Here is an 18,375-nt window from a genome sequence, read left to right on the forward strand (position 1 = left end):
ATTTTCTGCGTATATAAATATAAGGGCACTTAAAAAAATATAAAACTTAAAAAATCATCCATATTGATATTACAAGGCAACATCGTAGACATACAAAATAAACGCATTTATAAAGGAGAAATTACCTTTGTAAACGGTAAAATTGTTTCTATTCAAGAAAAGGAGCATCAGGTTAACCAATATATAATTCCGGGTTTTGTAGATGCGCATATTCATATAGAAAGTTCTATGTTAGTGCCTAGTGAGTTTGCTAAACTAGCAGTAACTCATGGTACAGTGTCAACCGTTTCCGATCCGCATGAAATAGCTAATGTATTAGGGGTTAAAGGTGTGGAGTTTATGATTGAAAACGGAAAGCAAGTCCCTTTTAAATTCAACTTTGGGGCACCGTCTTGTGTTCCTGCTACAGATTTTGAATCGGCAGGTGCCATTATAGATTCCGATGATATTAAAGTACTTCTTGAAAACCCCGATATTAAGTATTTAGCAGAAATGATGAATTACCCTGGCGTTCTTTTTAATGACGATGAAGTCATGAAAAAAATAGCTTGGGCAAAATATTTTAATAAACCTATTGATGGGCATGCACCAGGACTAAGAGGTAAAGATGTATCTAAGTATATTCGTGCCGGAATTACAACCGATCATGAGTGTTTTACCTTCGATGAGGCTTTAGAGAAGCTTCAAAAAGGCATGAAAATTTTAATTAGAGAAGGAAGTGCTGCTAAAAATTTCGATGCTTTAATTGATTTGTTACCAGAACATTTTGAAAACATGATGTTTTGTAGCGACGATAAACACCCAGACGATTTAATTTTAGGGCATATTAATCAACTATGCGAGCGTGCGGTAGCAAAAGGAATTGATGTGTTTAAAGTCTTGCAAGCCGCTTGCGTTAATCCGGTAAAACATTACAATTTAGATGTTGGTTTACTGCAAAAAGGCGATGATGCCGATTTTATTGTGGTGCAAGATTTAAGAACTTTTAAAACGCTTCAAACCTATATAAAAGGAGAACTTGTTTTTAGTGATGGAAAATCGTTAATACAAAATATTGCGTTTAACAACCTCAATAATTTTAACTGTAACGAAAAAGATGTTACCGATTTTAGAGTGGAGTCTTCCGCAAAAGAAATTCGTGTTATCGAAGCCTTAGAAGGCCAATTGGTAACCAATGCATTAATTGAAAAAGCAAAAGAGGTAGATGGTAATTTAGTGTCTAATGTTAAAAACGATATTTTAAAAATGACGGTTGTAAATCGTTATGAAAACCAAAAACCATCTGTAGCATTTATAAAGAATTTTGGTTTATTGGAAGGTGCTATTGCATCATCTGTAGGTCATGATTCTCATAACATTATTGCCGTAGGTGTTTCAGACGAAGCCATCTGTAAAGCTGTAAATGTTATCATAAAAAATAAAGGTGGTATTTGTGCGGTTTCCAATTCCGAAGAAAAAATAGTATCGCTTCCAGTAGCAGGAATTATGAGCGATAAAGATGGAATAACCATAGGAAAGCAGTATGCCGAATTGGATAAAATGGCGAAATCTTTAGGAAGTAAATTACACGCACCTTATATGACGTTATCTTTTATGGCCCTGTTAGTTATACCTTCGTTAAAATTAAGCGATAAAGGATTATTTAACGGAAATACTTTTAAATTTGTAGACCTTAAACTAAAATAATTATATGCCAATAGTAGAGTCAACATACAAACCACCATTATTCTTTAAAAAAGGATTTGTATCCACAGTATATTCTGGATTGGTGCGTCGCGTATCTATAAAACAAGAACGCGAGCGTATAACATTACATGATGGCGATTTTTTAGATTTAGATTGGAGTTATTCCAAACAAAAAACCAACAAACTTGTGGTCTTGCTGCACGGTTTAGAAGGCAATGGGCAGCGTCCTTACATGACAGGAACCGCTAAATTATTTAATGAGAATAATATTGATGCTGTTTGCGTAAATTTTAGAGGTTGTAGTGGCGAAGACAATTTAAAGTACAGAAGTTATCATTCTGGTGATACCGAAGATTTAAATAGTGTATTACAACATATTAATAGTACCAAAGCGTATTCTGAAATTTACTTAAAAGGGATAAGTTTAGGCGCTAACATTATTCTTAAATATCTAGGGGAACCCAATAGTATTCCAGAAGAGGTTAAGGCAGCTATAGCGGTATCGGTTCCTTGTTACTTGGCAGGTTCGGCATTGCAATTACATACGTTTAAAAACAAATTATATCACGATAGGTTTTTAAAACATTTATTAAACAGATTAAAGGTAAAACAAAAAAGGTTTCCGGATAAGTTAAACGATAAAACACTACAATCTATTAAAACGTTAACAGATTTTGATAACGTATATACCGCAAAAGCGCACGATTTTGAAGATGCTCTAGATTATTATGTGCGTAGTAGTAGTTTACAATTTTTACCTAAAATAAAAGTGCCTACTTTAATTATTAATGCTTTAAACGATTCGTTTTTATCTCCAGAATGTTATCCTGTGAAGGAAGCTAAAAACAATGAAAATTTGTTTTTGGAAATGCCTAATTATGGTGGGCATGCTGGTTTTATTGATAAAAAGAATGTGTATTATAATGAAAAGCGTGCTTTAGAGTTTGTAAAAGGTAACACATTGTGAAATAATTGAATAAAATAGTCCTTTTGTAAAAACAAGTATTACGTTTTATCAAATTGTTTAACATAAAATATAGAAATGCTTCTATGTAGTGTTAATAGCCAATTTGGGTTTAAGCTATGAGTATTTTAATTCTTACGTTATTTTTAGCATATTATTTTATATGTTAATATTAAAGCATAAAAGTGAATACAGAAATTTTTAATTAAAATGTGTAGCCGTTTTATCTTTAGACAAAACTATTGTAAACATTTGTAATTAGTATAAATATAACTTTTAAAATTTGCCAAGTACCTTAAAAAAACGTAGATATAAAAGTCTATATACTTGGTAGGCTTACTAATCTTATAACGCGGAAAATAATTATGTTGAAACAATTAAGTTGTTAAAATGCAAATAAAAAAAGGCGAATAGAGTAGTTGAAACTAGTTAATCGAATGTTAAATAAATTAAGTTAGCTTAGTATTCATTTTAATTTTTAATATCTTAATAAAAAAATTAAACCATGCCAAAATTCAACTTAAAAATCAATAATACATCTTATGCTATTGAAGCAGATAGCGATATGCCATTACTATGGGTTTTACGCGATAAAATTAATTTAGTAGGTACAAAATTTGGCTGTGGAATAGGGCAATGTGGCGCTTGTACGGTGCATGTAAATGGCAATGCTACAAGAAGTTGTTTGTTACAAGTATCGCAAGCAGAGGGCATGAATATTACTACTATTGAAGGGCTTTCAGAACATGGCGATCATCCTGTGCAGCAAGCATGGAAAGAGGTAGATGTACCCCAATGTGGCTACTGTCAAGCCGGACAAATTATGACGGCTTCAGCATTTTTAAATACAAATTCGAGTCCTTCAGACTCCGAAATACGAGATGCTATGCATGGTAATATTTGCAGATGTGCGGCCTATAATAGTATACAAGAAGCTGTAAAATTAGCATCAAAAAAATAAGTTAATCCTATATAAATAAACAAATGGCAGCTTCAAAACCAATGACATTCAGTAGAAGATCGTTTTTAAAATCATCGGCTTTAGCTAGTGGTGGTATGATTATAGGTTTTAATTTATTTAACGCTTGTAAGGCAGATGTAAAACCTCCGGTAGATTTAAGTCAACTAAATTACAACGATTTTAATGCGTTTATTAAAATTTCAGAAGAAGGTAAAGTAACTATTTTTTCTCCTAATCCAGAAATTGGTCAGGGCGTAAAAACATCAATGCCTATGCTTATTGCAGAAGAGTTGGATGTAGCCTGGGAAGATGTGTATGTGCAACAAGGTAAACTAGACACCGAAAATTATAAAAGACAAGTGGCTGGTGGAAGTCAGTCCATTAGGTATAGTTGGGAGCCTTTGCGCCAAACGGGAGCAACAGCAAAACAAATGTTGGTAAATGCTGCTGCTGCAAGGTGGGGTGTTGATGCCTCAGAATGTTCGGTGTCAGAAGGTGTAATTACGAATGCAAATGGTGAAACTTTAGGCTATGGCGATGTAGTAGCGGAAGCAGCGATTCTTGAAGTACCAGAAGAGGTAACTTTAAAAGACCCTAAAGACTTTAAAATTATAGGAAAAGGAAAAGGTAATGTTGATATTGATAAAATAATTACTGGAAAACCGCTTTTTGGTTTAGATTATAAAGAAGAAGGCATGCTGTATGCCTGTGTTTTAAGACCGCCTGCATTTGGACAGGTTTTAGAGTCTTTTGATGCAGAAGCAGCCAAAGCATTACCAGGTGTGGTAGATGTGATTACTATTGGTCAAAAAATAAGAGACTATCGCGCCCAAGGAAAAAGCAATTGGACTATGGCCATGAGCGATACAGATAAGGTGGTTGTTATTGGAAAAACAACTTGGGATGCCATGAAAGGTAAAAAGGCTATAAAGGCTTCTTGGAAAACCGAAACACCTCTGGAAAGTACCGAAACTCATAATCAGGCTTTATTAGATTTATTAAACGGAAATACGTTTAATACGAGACGTAAAGATGGTAATGTTAAAAACGCTTTTGCTAACGCCGATAAAATAATCGAACGGGTTTACGAGGCGCCTTTTTTACCACATAACACAATGGAACCCATGAATTTCTTCGCTAATGTAACACCCGAAAAGGTGCATTTGGTGGGTCCAACTCAAACTCCAGAAGCTGCTGCAAATGTGGTAGCCGATTTATTAGGACGCGATATTAAAGATATTCAGGTAGAAATGACCCGAATGGGTGGTGGTTTTGGTAGACGCTTGTACGACGATTTTGTCTATGAGGCTGTCGAAATTTCAAATACTATTAAAAAGCCTATTAAAATGGTATCTTCTAGAGAAGATGATATGACTACTGGCGTATATCGTCCGTCTACAAAATATAAAATAGCTGCTTCAATTAAAGATGGTAAGCTTACAGGTTATCATTTAAAAGAAGCTTGTGTAAATGGAAATATGTATGGTTTAATTCCTAATTTCTTTCCTGCCGGAGCCATTGCCAATTATCAAGTAGATACGGTAAGTTATAAAAGTAATATTACTACGGGAGCGTGGAGAGCGCCATACACCAATTTTTTAGCCAGTGCAGAGCAAAGCTTTTTTGATGAATTAGCTGAAGCATTAGGTATGGATAGAGTGCAGTTGCACATGGATTTATTAGATAATGTTAAGCAGAATCCGGAGGCTAACATCGAGTATAGTCCAGACCGTTTACAGGCTGTTTTAAAATTGGCAGTCGAAAAATCGAATTGGGGCAATACTGAAGAAGGCGTGTATCAAGGGCTTTCGGTGTACTATTGTCATAATTCGCATGTCGCTGAGGTGGCCGACATTACTATGGAAAATGGAATTCCTAATGTAAAGCGCGTTACTTGTGCCGTAGATTGTGGTATTGTAGTTAATCCGTTGGGTGCAATGAACCAAGCTAAAGGCGGTGTTATTGATGGTATTGGGCACGCCTTATATTCAGATTTTGGTTTTAATAACGGTGTGCCACAATCTAATAATTTTAATACGTATCAATTAATTCGCATGGGGCAAACACCTAAAGTCGATGTTCATTTTATAGAAAACAATATAGATCCAACAGGTTTAGGCGAACCAACGTTGCCACCAATTGGGGCAGCTGTTGCAAATGCTATTTATAAGGCCACTGGCAAACGTTTAACAAAACAGCCTTACATGAGTAATATGAATGTTGAAAATTCGGTTGTTGGTTAATTTATGATATTAGGTTTAGTAGTATGTACTTTGCTGTTGTATGGAATCTATCTTTACAAAAACAGTAATCCCAAGAAAATTTATAAAATTCCAGATACCTGGCATAACCTTTTGTTAAATCATGTGTTGTTTTATAAAAATCTAGAATCAAGCAAAGAACAAGCGCTTTTTAGAGCCAAAATAGCAAGTTTTTTATCGGAAACGCATGTAGAAGCCGTTAAGTTTCAATTAGAAGAATTGGATGTGGTTTTGGTGGCTGCAAGTGCTGTTATTCCCGTTTTTTGTTTCGATAATTGGAACTACACAAATTTAACAACGGTGCTTATTTATCCAGATCATTTTAATGCAGATTATAATTTTGAAGGCGAAAACAGAAATATAGCGGGCTTAGTTGGTACAGGGCGTTTTAAAAACCAGATGATATTATCTAGAAAAGCATTGCGATTAGGGTTTAATAATAAAACCGATAAAGGAAATACGGCAATCCATGAGTTTGTACATCTTATAGATAAAATGGATGGCGATGTAGATGGTGTACCTAAACTTTTGTTATCTAATACCTACGCTATACCTTGGTTAAAGCTTATGCATGATAAAATGGAAGCCATAAATAATAACACATCGGATATTAGAAATTATGGCGGTACAAATCAAGAAGAATTTTTTGCTGTAGCCTCCGAGTATTTTTTTGAACGACCTAAGTTATTCAAACGAAAGCATCCCGAGCTTTATAAAATGATGGAAGATTGTTTTTGTAAACAAAAGGCAAGTTTAGATAATTAAAAGTTTTAGTTTTTAATCATAACTGTTACAAAAAAGACCATTTACTATTCAAGGATTATATCCTAAACGACGATAATATTGTAAATTTGATTTAAAAGACTTTCCATTCAAATAATTGAAATTTAATGAGTAAATCACCAATAGAAAAAGCTTTAACACCCGAAAAATTCGAGAATTTAAAAACTAAAACGCCTCCAACTAATAGTGTGGGTTTTGGAGCATTGAAAGCTTCTTTGGGTCATGCTAACAAATACATGAAACCTTTAGATGCTATAAAGGTATCGTTAAAAATGAATCAAAAAGGTGGTTTTGATTGCCCAGGTTGTGCGTGGCCAGATCCAGATGATGAGCGTTCTGCAATTGGCGAATATTGCGAAAATGGCTTGAAAGCTATGGCTGAAGAAATGCAGAATAAACTTATTAACCGTGAGTTTTTTGCGCAGAATTCAGTTGATGATTTAGCGCGTTTATCAGATTTTGAAATAGGAAAATCAGGCCGTTTGGCAGAACCCATGTATCTGCCCAAAGGAGCATCTCATTATCAACCTATTTCTTGGGATGATGCCTTTAAAAAAGTAGCAGAGCATTTAAATGCACTTGATAATCCAGATGAAGCCACGTTTTATACTTCTGGCAGAACCACCAACGAAGCCGCTTTTTTATATCAATTATTTGTTAGGGAATACGGGACTTCTAATTTGCCCGATTGTTCCAATATGTGTCACGAGGCAAGTGGTAGTGCACTCTCCGAAACTTTAGGTATTGGTAAAGGCTCCGTTACTTTAGATGATTTATATAAAGCCGAAGTCGTTATGGTTATTGGGCAAAACCCTGCAACCAACCACCCAAGAATGTTATCTGCTCTCGAAAAAACAAAAAAAAATGGCGGTAAAATTATAGCGGTAAACCCTTTGCCTGAAGCCGGTTTAATAAAATTTACAGACCCGCAAAACCCAATAAAATTACTTACTGGAGGTACTAAACTTTCAGATGTGTTTGTGCCAATAACCATTAATGGCGATGTGGCATTCTTTAAAGCCTTGTTGTTAAAATTACTAGAAAAAGAGGAGGCTCAAGGCGGTGTTTTTGATAAAGCTTTTATTAATGAATATACTAGTGGTTATGATGCTTTTATTTCAGATTTAAAAACCTATAATTTTGAAACTTGTTTGGAGGCTTCAGGAGTTACTCTTGAAACTTTTAATGAGGCTTTTGATTTAATCCTTAATAACGATAAAATTATTATTTGTTGGGCCATGGGCTTAACACAGCATGAAAATGCAGTCGATAATATTCGAGAGCTTGTTAATTTATTATTGCTTAAAGGTAGTATTGGTAAGGAAGGCGCAGGCACGTGTCCCGTTCGTGGACACTCTAATGTACAAGGTGATAGAACCGTTGGTATTTGGGAAGCTGCACCACAAGCCTTTTTGGATAAAATTGAGGCTAAATATGGATTTAAACCTTCAGTTAAGCATGGTTATAGTGTTATAGAATCTATAAAAGCTATGTACGAGGGCAAAGTAAAAGTGTTTTTTGGTATGGGCGGAAATTTTATTTCTGCGGTACCAGATACTAAGTATTCTGCACAGGCTTTAGCCAATTGCAATTTAACGGTTCATGTGAGTACAAAACTAAATCGTTCGCATTTAGTTACGGGGCAAGAAGCCTTAATATTTCCATGTTTAGGTCGTGCCGAAAAGGATTATCAAAAATCTGGCGTGCAAACGCAAAGTGTCGAAAACTCTATGGGTATTGTATCTTCAACAAAAGGTATTTTAGAGCCTTGTTCTGATGATTTATTAAGTGAAGTCGCCGTAGTTTGTGGTATTGCTCATGCAACCTTAAAGGGCCGCTCTAAAATTAATTGGTTGGCCTATAAGGATGATTATAATTTGGTTCGCGATGATATTGCTGAGGTCGTTTCTGGTTTCGAAGATTATAATAAAAAACTAAAACAGCCTTCTGGTTTTTATTTACCTAATGGCGCACGAGTAAGATCCTTTAAAACTAAAACAGGAAAAGCCAATTTTACATCAAATAAACTTCCGAATTGGAAATTAAAGGATGGGGAGTTAATAATGATGACGATACGTAGTCACGATCAATTTAATACCACTATTTATGGGTTAAACGATCGCTACAGGGGTGTTTTTAACGAAAGACGAATTGTTTTTATGAATCGAGACGATATGAAACTACGTAGTTTTACAGAGCAGGAAGTTGTAAATATTGCCTCGGAATATAATGGTGTTATTCGAGAGGCTAATCAATTTAAAGTGGTGGGTTATGATATTCCTAAAAACTGTTGTGCTACGTATTTTCCAGAAACAAATGTGTTAGTACCCTTAGATAGTTTCGCGCATACCGCTAAAACACCGGCATCTAAGAGTGTAAGGGTTAGAATCTCAAAAGTTTAAGATTTCAGCAATACAACAATCATAATATTTCTAAAAAGTAAAAATTAGCATTTCAATTTGAGAAATTGATAATATTACGTGTTTTTTAAGTATTTGTTATGTTTTAACTACATAAATTAAGTAAAAATACTTAGTTTTGTTTAAAATACGTAATTATGAAACATATTATTGTTGTTGGAAACGGAATGGTTGGTTACAAGTTTTGCGAAAAATTTGTTCAAAAATCGGAGTTTAAAAATTTTAAAATAACAGTTTTTGGTGAGGAGCCAAGACCTGCCTACGATAGAGTTCATTTAAGTGAATTTTTTGAAAACCAAGATGCTAAAGCTCTAGAAATGGCCCCAGCAGAATGGTACGCCGATAATAATATTGACCTAATTACAGGCGAGCGTGTTTCAGATATTTCAAGACAGGATAAAACTATAAAAACAGCTAAAGATCGTGAGTTTTCTTATGATTATTTAGTGTTAGCTACAGGGTCTTCGCCTTTTGTACCACCAATTAAAGGTGTTGAAAAGGAAGGTGTTTTTGTATACAGAACCATTGAAGATTTAGAGGGCATGTTAGCCTATGCAGCAAAGCTAAAGGCCGAAAAGCCAAACGCAAAAGCGGCTGTTCTTGGCGGTGGTTTGTTAGGTTTAGAGGCTGGTAAGGCAGTTATGGATATGGGTTTGGAGCCTCATATTGTAGAGTTTGCATCTAAATTAATGCCACGACAACTAGATTTAAGAAGTAGCCAAGTTTTGCAACTAAAACTAGAATCTATTGGATTAAATATTCATTTAAGTAAAGCAACCAATCAAATTTTAGGTAATGGTTCTGTTGTTGGTTTGGAGTTTGGCGAAGATGATGTGTTGGATGTAGATATGCTAATAATTTCGGCAGGTATTCGTCCTAGAGATGAATTAGGAAAGAATAGCGGTCTCGAAGTTGGTGTTCGTGGTGGTATTGTGGTTAATGATAAAATGCAGACTTCTGATGAACACATTTATGCCATTGGTGAAATTGCGCTATATAATCAAATGATTTATGGTTTGGTGGCTCCAGGATATGATATGGCAGGAGTAGCAGTAGAACAAATTATTGGTAGCACAGAAGTTGTGATGCCAGCGGATATCGATATGTCTACTAAACTAAAATTAATTGGGGTAGATGTGGCTAGTTTTGGAGAGCCGTTTATGCCGGCATCTAAAGGTCATTCTATAATTTTCGAAAATAAAACCCAACATCTGTATAAGCGTATTAATGTAAGTCATGATGGTAAAAAGTTATTGGGTGGTATTCTTGTAGGCGATGCTTCTACTTACAACATGTTGCATCAAATATACTTAAATGGTATGGCAATTCCCGAAGATCCATCTCAATTGATATTACCGGCAAGCGATGGTGCGTCTTCTTTTGGCGATGTAACCGATTTGCCAGACGAGGCTCAAGTATGTTCTTGCGAGAGCGTCACTAAAGGACAAATTTGTTCGGCTATCGAAAATGGTGAGGCTACAGATGTGGCAGGTGTGGTAAGTTGTACTAAAGCAGGAACGGGTTGTGGTGGCTGTAAGCCTATGGTTGCCGATTTAACTAACGCTACACTTAAAGCGCTTGGTATTGAAGTTAAAGAAGGTGTTTGCGAACATTTCGAACTAAGCAGACAAGATTTATATAAAATTATACAAGTAAAAGGCTATACCAAGTTTAACGAGGTTTTAGATAACCACGGAACAGGTGGACATGGTTGCGAATTATGTAAACCGCTTATAGCGTCGTTAATGGCCTCTATTAATGCAGATACTGCCAATAAGGAATATGCTATTCAAGATTCTAACGATAGGTTTTTAGCAAATATACAGCGTAATGGAACGTATTCTGTTGTGCCTCGTGTTCCAGGTGGCGAAATTACCCCCGATAAATTAATTGCACTTGGAGAAATTGCTAAAAAATACGATTTATACACCAAAGTTACTGGTGGTGTGCGTATCGATTTGTTTGGTGCAACCTTAAAACAATTACCACTTATCTGGAAAGATTTAATTAGTCATGGCTTTGAAAGTGGACATGCCTACGGAAAATCGTTACGTACCGTAAAAACTTGTGTGGGTTCAACATGGTGTCGTTACGGTATGGCAGAAAGTGTAAGCTTTGGTATCGAGCTAGAAAATCGATACCGCGGTATTCGTGCGCCACATAAAATTAAAGGCGGCGTTTCTGGTTGTATTCGAGAGTGTGCCGAGGCTAGAGGAAAAGACTTTGGTTTAATTGCCGTTGAAGGTGGTTGGAACCTATATCTAGGTGGAAACGGTGGCGCTACACCACGACATGCCGAATTATTTGCCGAACAAATTGATAATGAAACCGTAATTAAATACTTAGACCGTTATTTAATGTTTTATATGCGTACGGCAAAACCATTGCAACGTACTGCCGCATGGCAAGAGCGACTAGAAGGTGGTTTAGATTACTTAAAAGAGGTAATTATTGACGATAAATTGGGTATTGTTGAAGATTTAGAAAACGAAATGCAAACCCTAGTTAATAAGTTTGAGTGCGAATGGACTCAAGCCGTTAATAATCCAGAAATGATGAAACGTTTTAATCATTTTGTTAATAGTGAGGAGGAAGATGATAATTTAGTGTTTGTGCCTATGAGAGAGCAAAAAATGCCAGAACCTTGGAACTAATAATCTTATAAAATTTGATATAAAATGAATGCAATTGCTGAAAAATATAAAACCGTTAAAATCGACGATGTAAAAGTTTGGTTTAAAGCGGCCCATGTTAACGATTTTCCCGAAGATGGAGGGGCATGTGTTAAATACAAAGATTTACAAATTGCCGTGTTTAACTTTAAAAGGCTAAATAGCTGGTTTGCTTGCCAAAACCTATCGCCAGAGAAAGAAGAAATGGTATTAAGTAGAGGAATGATAGGCGATCATAAAGGTATTCCAATGGTGGCCTGCCCATTGCATAAAAAAACATTTTCTTTGGAAACAGGAGAAAATTTAAATGGCGAATTAGAGCCTATTGCAATTTATCCTGTTAAAATTGAAGAAGAAAATGTGTATATTGGCTTTTCAGAATAGTTGATAGACCAAAACACACAAAATATGAAGCCTACCAGATTTGAAACTGCCATTGCTTTAATAGATAAAGCAAACTCCGAAGATGTTAATACCTACGAAGTTGCAGGTATGAGTTACCCAAAGGAACTGTTGTATTCGCAACGTATGACAAGGAAGTTATTGCAGTTTGAACCTAATGCATCAAAAGCATTACAAATCGCGGCACGGGCGCAACATATTTGCCGTTGGAAAATTGGTAGAGACGAATATCCAATGGATCGTGTAGGCTATTTAAAATGGCGTGAAACCTTAAAGAAAATGCATGCCGATTTAACGGTAAATATTTTAAAACAAGTGGGTTTTGATGATCAATTTTCCGATAGAGTTAAGGCTATAATTCTTAAAAAATTAATTAAGAAAAACGAAGAATCTCAAACCTTAGAGGATACTATTTGTTTGGTGTTTCTAGATTATTATTTTGAGGAATTTGCTGCTAAGCATAGCGACGAAAAAATAATTGATATTCTTAAAAAAACCTGGGTAAAAATGTCCGATAAAGGTCATGAAGCTGCTTTAGGTTTACCTTTTTCTGAAAAAAGTTTAGCCTTAGTAAAACAGGCTATTTCTTAAACCATACGTATGATTAAATCAAGTAATTCATTAGACCAAAGCACGTTTGATAAATTACGCCGTTTATACATTATTGCCTTATTTACAATCGCTATATCGGTGGTTTTAAGTCAGGTTTTAATACGTACACATTTAAGCGATCAGGAAAGCGATTCTACCGTAATAAATGTTGCTGGTCGTCAGCGTATGTTAAGTCAGAAACTCACTAAAGATGTCCTTTCAATATCAGTAGAAACTAATGCAAATAATCGTATTCTTCTAAAGGAAAAAATCAAAGAGACACTTCATCTTTGGTCTTTATCTCATCATGCCCTTCAAAAAGGTAATGATAGTTTAGGGTTACCAAATAACAATAGCGAAAACATTAATGAGAAGTTTAAGCGGTTAAATCCTATTTTCGACTCTATAAGTACGGCTTCGCAATCTATTATTAATATAATTGAACTATTTCCAGACTTTTCCAATGAGAATTATAAACAGGATGTAGAAAAAGTTAAAGCGTACGAAGCTACTTTTTTAAGTATTATGGATGATATTGTAAATCAATATGATCTTGAGGCTAACGCTAAAGTAGACCGGTTAAGGCAACTAGAATTTTGGTTAACAGCATTAACCTTATTAATACTTTTAGCTGAGTTTTTATTTATATTTTGGCCGGCAGCAAAATCTGTAAAATCTGTTTTAGCCGATTTATTACTTGCCGAAAAACGTGCTAAAAAAATGGCGTTCGATGCCGATGAGCTCAGTCTTGCCAAAGAAAAATCTATTAAAGAATTGCGAGCCTTAAGTCGTGTTATGGAAGACACCCTTTTGTTTGCTCGTATTTTACCCAATGGAAGTATTGTTCATTTAGGAAATAAGTTTTCTAGATTATTTAAATTTTCAAAATTTAATAATTCTACCATGTTCTGGAAGGTATTGTCTACCGAAGAAAATGAACAAGTTATAATAGAAGATCTAATTAATAAGTACAAAAAAACGGGTTGGCAAGGCGAAGTAAAAGCTACCACAAAAACTAAAGATGTTATTTGGTTAGAAATGGCTATTATTCCATACAATCCTACAAATGAAAAATCTGAAATATTAATTATAGCTTCAGAAATTACAGAGCGTAAATTAGCTCAATTAGAAATAAGTAGACTTAATACGCAACGTTTTGAAGAACGTATGAGTCAGCAAAAAATAATTTCTAGTAAGATTATTGAAAACCAAGAAAAGGAGCAAAGCCGCATTGCAAAAGATGTACACGATGGTATAGGCCAAATGCTTACCGGTTTAAAATATAACCTAGAAAGTATTGATACTAATGATGTTGAAAAAGCAACCGTTAAAATTGAATATTTAAAAGAATTAACAACTAACATTATAAAAGGGGTTAGAACAGCAACTTTTAATTTAACGCCTCCAGAATTATCAGACCATGGTATTGTGCCAGCAATTACTAAGTTAACGCAAGAGTTAACAAGATTAACGGGTAAGGATATTATTCTTTTTAATAAAACAGATTTTAATAAGCGATTAGATTCGCTTACCGAAATAAATATTTATAGAATTACGCAAGAAGCTATTAATAACGCTATAAAATATGCCGAATCTACACATATTTTGGTGTCTTTATCGCATAGCGATAGCATGTTAAGTATTGTTATTGACGATAACGGTAAAGGTTTCGATCCAGACAATGTTAGGCATGTAAAAATGGGGGATGGCGGTATGGGAATGACGTTTATGAAGGAGCGCATTAAATATATTAACGGACGCATTTTTGTAACCTCGGGCGCAGGACAAGGCACTCGAGTGACTCTTAATATTCCTTTGGAGGAAATCTAAACGTTAGGTTAAATTAACTAATGTTTTATAAAATAAATACGTAGTTTTCGTTTATATACGTATTTTTGAACTATCATATATAAATTTATGGATGTAATTAATGTAGTTTTAGCAGACGACCATGTTTTAGTAAGAGATGGTATTAAAGCACTTTTAGAAGATCAAACGGGAATTGTGGTAATTGATGAGGCATCAAATGGAAAAGAAGCTTTAGAAGTAGTTGCCAAAAATAAACCGCAAGTATTGATTATAGATATTCGTATGCCCGAAATGAATGGTATAGAGGCTGTAGGCGAGATTAATAAATTGTATACCGATGTGCGCACTTTGGTGCTTTCTATGCACGATTCGGAAGAATACGTGGTAAAAGCAATTCAAGCTGGGGCCGATGGGTATTTGTTAAAAGGAGCTAGTAAGGAAGAGTTTTTAAAAGCGGTAAATAGCGTAGCCTCTGGCGGTAAATATTTTACTGGCGATGTGTCTTCTATTATTATGAATAACTTCGTAAACGGTAACACAAATGCAGCGGTTGCTACTAAGAAAGAGGTAAAGGAAGATCCTTTTAAGCTTACTAAACGCGAAAAGCAAATCTTAAATTTAGTACTTCAGCTTAAAAACAATAAAGATATTGCCGAAGAGCTTAAAATTAGTAAGCGAACTGCCGAGGTGCATCGTTTTAATCTCATGAAAAAATTAGAGGTTAAAAATTTAATGGAACTTAATAATAAAGCTAAAGAGTTTGGTTTAGCTTAAGGTATATATCTCGCAATTGCGTTAATACTTATACGGATAGGACAACGAAATTAGCGCTTTAAAATGTTTCTTTGTTTAAAAATTAGTTGCGAATGGAAACCCCAAAAAACCGAAAAATTTATAAAAAGAAGCGTTTCACTATACCTCTAGTAGTGTTAGGGCTTTTGGTTGTACTTAGGTTTTACCTGCCTACGTTTGTTAAAAATCAAATTAACAACACCTTGGCCGATATTCCAGGGTATTACGGCGAAGTTAAGGATGTGGATATTGCACTGTATCGAGGAGCATACGTTATTGATGGTATGTATTTAAATAAGTTAAAAGCTAAAACAGAAGTGCCTTTTTTAAATTTTCCTAAAAGTGATATCTCTATTGAATGGGGTTCACTATTTAAAGGAAAGATAGTTAGCGAAATCGTCATGCATAATCCAGAAATTATTTATGTAGTTGAAGATCAAAACGCTACTGATGCAGATGTTAGTGTAGATGATTGGACCAAAGCTTTAACCGAAATTGTACCTATGGATGTTAATAAATTTATCATTCATAAAGGGAAAATTGCTTATGTTGAGCTAGGGACAGACCCAAATATCGATTTACATTTTAATGATGTAGAGCTTACAGCAACCAATTTGCGAAATGTTGTAGAAAAAAATAGAACCTTACCATCTCCAATTCATGCTACTGGAGTTTCTATTGGTGGCGGAAAAATGACATTAGATGGTCGTATAAATTTAGTAAAACAAATACCAGATATGGACGTATCGTTTGCCTTAGAAAAAGCAAATGTAAAAGCGCTTAATGATTTTACAAATCATTACGCTGGTATAGACTTTGAATCTGGGAACTTCGAGTTGTTTAGCGAGATTGCTATTGCAGACGGTCATTTAAAGGGGTATATGAAACCGCTACTTGAAAATAGTAAACTTATAGGTAAAAATGATAAATTTTTAGAAGTGCTATGGGAAGGTTTAGTGGGCTTTTTTAAATTTATTCTTAAAAATCAAAGCACGAATACTATTGCCACTAAAATTCCTCTAGAGGGCGATTTAAACAACGTGGAAGGCAGCGTTTGGCCTACTGTTATTAATATTTTTAGTAACGCTTGGATTAAAGCTTTTAAGGGTAAAATTGACGATGAAATCGAGTTTAAAGATGCCTTTGTCGACGAGAATAAAAAATAATATAGGGCGCTAAGTACTTTCAGCTTTATTTACAACTACGTAATTGTTAAGGATGGATTCAATTAAAAATTATAGTATTCAGTTTATAGAAAATTATCCTTTGTATTCCGGTATTATCAGTTTCGCTTTGGCTAGTTTACTATTACGTTATAAGCTAAAGGAGAAGGATTCCATCAGTTTTAAAAATAGTAATATAGCTTCTTGGAATGCTCATATTGGTCTTTGGGTATTAATAATTATATTTTACATCTTCGCTTTAATTACGCTTTTTGGGTAATCTAGATTTTCATATTCTTAATATTTTATAAATTAATTTCTTCATTTTAGGGATTCATCAAAATTGACATTCTTTAATTAGTAATATCGTATTTCTTTTTAAATACTTATTTATGTTTAATATAAATTAAGTAAATATACTTAGTTTTGTACGTATAAATTACTTAATTATGGATACTACATCACAAAGTAAATCAACCACATTAAATTTATTTAACTTAAAACATGTTTCTATCCGTACGTTTTGGATAACGGCTATATCGTTTTTCTTATGCTTTTTTGCATGGTTTGGTATTGTGCCTTTTATGCCAGATGTGGTAAAAGAACTTGGTTTAACACCAGATCAAAAATGGAACTCTATAATCCTTGCGGTTTCAGGAACCGTATTTGCTCGTTTACTTATTGGTAAATTATGCGATAAATATGGCCCTAGGTTATGTTATACATGGTTACTTATGTTGGGTGCTATTCCCGTTATATTATGCGGATTAGTCCAAACACCTACGCAGTTTTTAATTTGCCGTTTATTTATAGGTTTTATTGGAGCATCATTTGTAATTACTCAAGTGCATACCTCATTAATGTTTGCTCCAAATATAGTTGGTACTGCAAATGCAACGTCGGCAGGTTGGGGAAATCTTGGTGGTGGCGCCAACCGCTTAGGTATGCCAATTATTGCTGCTGGTGTAGTTAGTTTTGGTATTGCAGAAGGCGAGGCATGGAGATATTCTATGGTTATTGCAGGTGCGGTTTGTTTCCTAATGGGTATTGTGTATTACTTTTTCACACAAGATACACCACAAGGTAATTTTAAAGATTTAAAAGAATCAGGTATTAAAATAGAAAAGAAAAAAGACCAAGTAGGGTTTGCAACTGTATTGAAGGATTACAGAACATGGATTTTGTTTTTTATCTATGCCGCATCTTTTGGTATTGAACTTACTGTTTATGGTACTATGGACGATTATTTGCAAAACACCTTTCAACTAGAAAGAGTTACTGCAGGAAACCTTGTATTATCTTTTGCATTAATGAATATTTTTGCCAGAACACTAGGTGGTTTCTTTGGCGACAGGTTTGGAAAGTTAAAAGGATTACGTGGCCGTGTTATATTTTTATCAGCTATTCTTGCTCTTCAAGGTTTTATGCTTATTACCTTTTCGGCAGCAACTAGTATTGGTATAGGTATTTGTTTTTTAATATTGTTTAGTTTGTCGGTTCAAATGGCCGAAGGGGCAACGTTTTCCGTAGTTCCATTTATAAACAAAAAGGCTATTGGTTCTGTTTCTGGTATTGTAGGAGCTGGAGGAAATGTGGGCGCATTTTTAGCGGCTATGTTATTAAAATCGCAATCGGCAGTGGCCGAAAAAGCAGCTATTGCAGCAAATGAAGGCCTGGGAGAAGCAGCAATACAAGCGGCCCAATCGGCAGCGTCTTCGGCAGCAGTATCTAGTGGTTATTTTATAATTGGTATTGTGGTGGTTATAGCAGGTATGTCTGCGCTAGCCATACGTTTTTCTACCGAAGATGAAAAAGTAGCACAAAAAGATACCATGGTTGCTGAAAAAGATCTAATTCCTGTTCGTTAAAAA

13 protein-coding genes are annotated in these 18,375 nt (G+C 34.7%); all 13 read left to right on the forward strand.

Going from position 1 to position 18,375, the window contains the following annotated elements; genetic code table 11:
• Nucleotides 1–63 precede the first annotated feature (63 nt).
• The 13 genes from ade to BMY96_RS05685 all read left to right on the forward strand — a co-directional run bounded on the left by ade (nucleotide 64) and on the right by BMY96_RS05685 (nucleotide 18,372).
• Entirely contained in the window at nucleotides 64–1,686 is a 1,623-nt protein-coding gene (gene ade, locus BMY96_RS05620) for an adenine deaminase (RefSeq protein ID WP_092850173.1), read from the forward strand.
• 4 nt (nucleotides 1,687–1,690) lie between these two features.
• Nucleotides 1,691–2,653, forward strand: coding sequence for a YheT family hydrolase (locus BMY96_RS05625; RefSeq protein ID WP_092850175.1), 963 nt, complete (start codon nucleotides 1,691–1,693; stop codon nucleotides 2,651–2,653).
• Nucleotides 2,654–3,155: 502 nt separating this feature from the next.
• Nucleotides 3,156–3,611, forward strand: coding sequence for a (2Fe-2S)-binding protein (locus BMY96_RS05630; RefSeq protein WP_092850177.1), 456 nt, complete (start codon nucleotides 3,156–3,158; stop codon nucleotides 3,609–3,611).
• A 23-nt stretch (nucleotides 3,612–3,634) separates the two neighbouring features.
• A complete protein-coding gene (locus BMY96_RS05635) occupies nucleotides 3,635–5,854 on the forward strand; it encodes a xanthine dehydrogenase family protein molybdopterin-binding subunit (RefSeq protein WP_092850180.1) in 2,220 nt (739 codons plus the stop codon).
• A 3-nt stretch (nucleotides 5,855–5,857) separates the two neighbouring features.
• Nucleotides 5,858–6,637 carry a M90 family metallopeptidase gene (locus BMY96_RS05640; protein ID WP_092850183.1) on the forward strand — a complete coding sequence of 260 codons (780 nt, stop codon included), beginning with the start codon at nucleotides 5,858–5,860 and terminating at the stop codon, nucleotides 6,635–6,637.
• Between the two features lie 125 nt (nucleotides 6,638–6,762).
• A complete protein-coding gene (locus tag BMY96_RS05645; protein WP_092850186.1) occupies nucleotides 6,763–9,057 on the forward strand; it encodes an FdhF/YdeP family oxidoreductase in 2,295 nt (764 codons plus the stop codon).
• Between the two features lie 155 nt (nucleotides 9,058–9,212).
• Nucleotides 9,213–11,729 carry a nitrite reductase large subunit NirB gene (nirB, locus tag BMY96_RS05650; RefSeq protein ID WP_092850188.1) on the forward strand — a complete coding sequence of 839 codons (2,517 nt, stop codon included), beginning with the start codon at nucleotides 9,213–9,215 and terminating at the stop codon, nucleotides 11,727–11,729.
• A 24-nt stretch (nucleotides 11,730–11,753) separates the two neighbouring features.
• Entirely contained in the window at nucleotides 11,754–12,131 is a 378-nt protein-coding gene (gene nirD, locus BMY96_RS05655; protein WP_092850191.1) for a nitrite reductase small subunit NirD, read from the forward strand.
• Nucleotides 12,132–12,155: 24 nt separating this feature from the next.
• Complete coding sequence (locus BMY96_RS05660; protein WP_092850194.1) at nucleotides 12,156–12,740, forward strand: DUF4202 domain-containing protein; 585 nt, start codon at nucleotides 12,156–12,158, stop codon at nucleotides 12,738–12,740.
• A 9-nt stretch (nucleotides 12,741–12,749) separates the two neighbouring features.
• Nucleotides 12,750–14,570, forward strand: coding sequence for a sensor histidine kinase (locus BMY96_RS05665; RefSeq protein ID WP_175473520.1), 1,821 nt, complete (start codon nucleotides 12,750–12,752; stop codon nucleotides 14,568–14,570).
• An 87-nt stretch (nucleotides 14,571–14,657) separates the two neighbouring features.
• Nucleotides 14,658–15,323 (forward strand): response regulator transcription factor, encoded by a 666-nt coding sequence (locus BMY96_RS05670; protein ID WP_092850197.1) that lies wholly within the window; start codon nucleotides 14,658–14,660, stop codon nucleotides 15,321–15,323.
• Nucleotides 15,324–15,415: 92 nt separating this feature from the next.
• Nucleotides 15,416–16,507, forward strand: coding sequence for a DUF748 domain-containing protein (locus BMY96_RS05675; protein WP_092850199.1), 1,092 nt, complete (start codon nucleotides 15,416–15,418; stop codon nucleotides 16,505–16,507).
• 446 nt (nucleotides 16,508–16,953) lie between these two features.
• On the forward strand, nucleotides 16,954–18,372 hold the full coding sequence (locus BMY96_RS05685; protein WP_092850205.1) for an MFS transporter: 1,419 nt from the start codon (nucleotides 16,954–16,956) through the stop codon (nucleotides 18,370–18,372).
• The last annotated feature ends 3 nt before the right edge of the window (nucleotides 18,373–18,375 follow it).

The organism is Algibacter pectinivorans (genome assembly GCF_900112595.1).
Classification (GTDB): Bacteria; Bacteroidota; Bacteroidia; order Flavobacteriales; family Flavobacteriaceae; genus Algibacter_B; species Algibacter_B pectinivorans.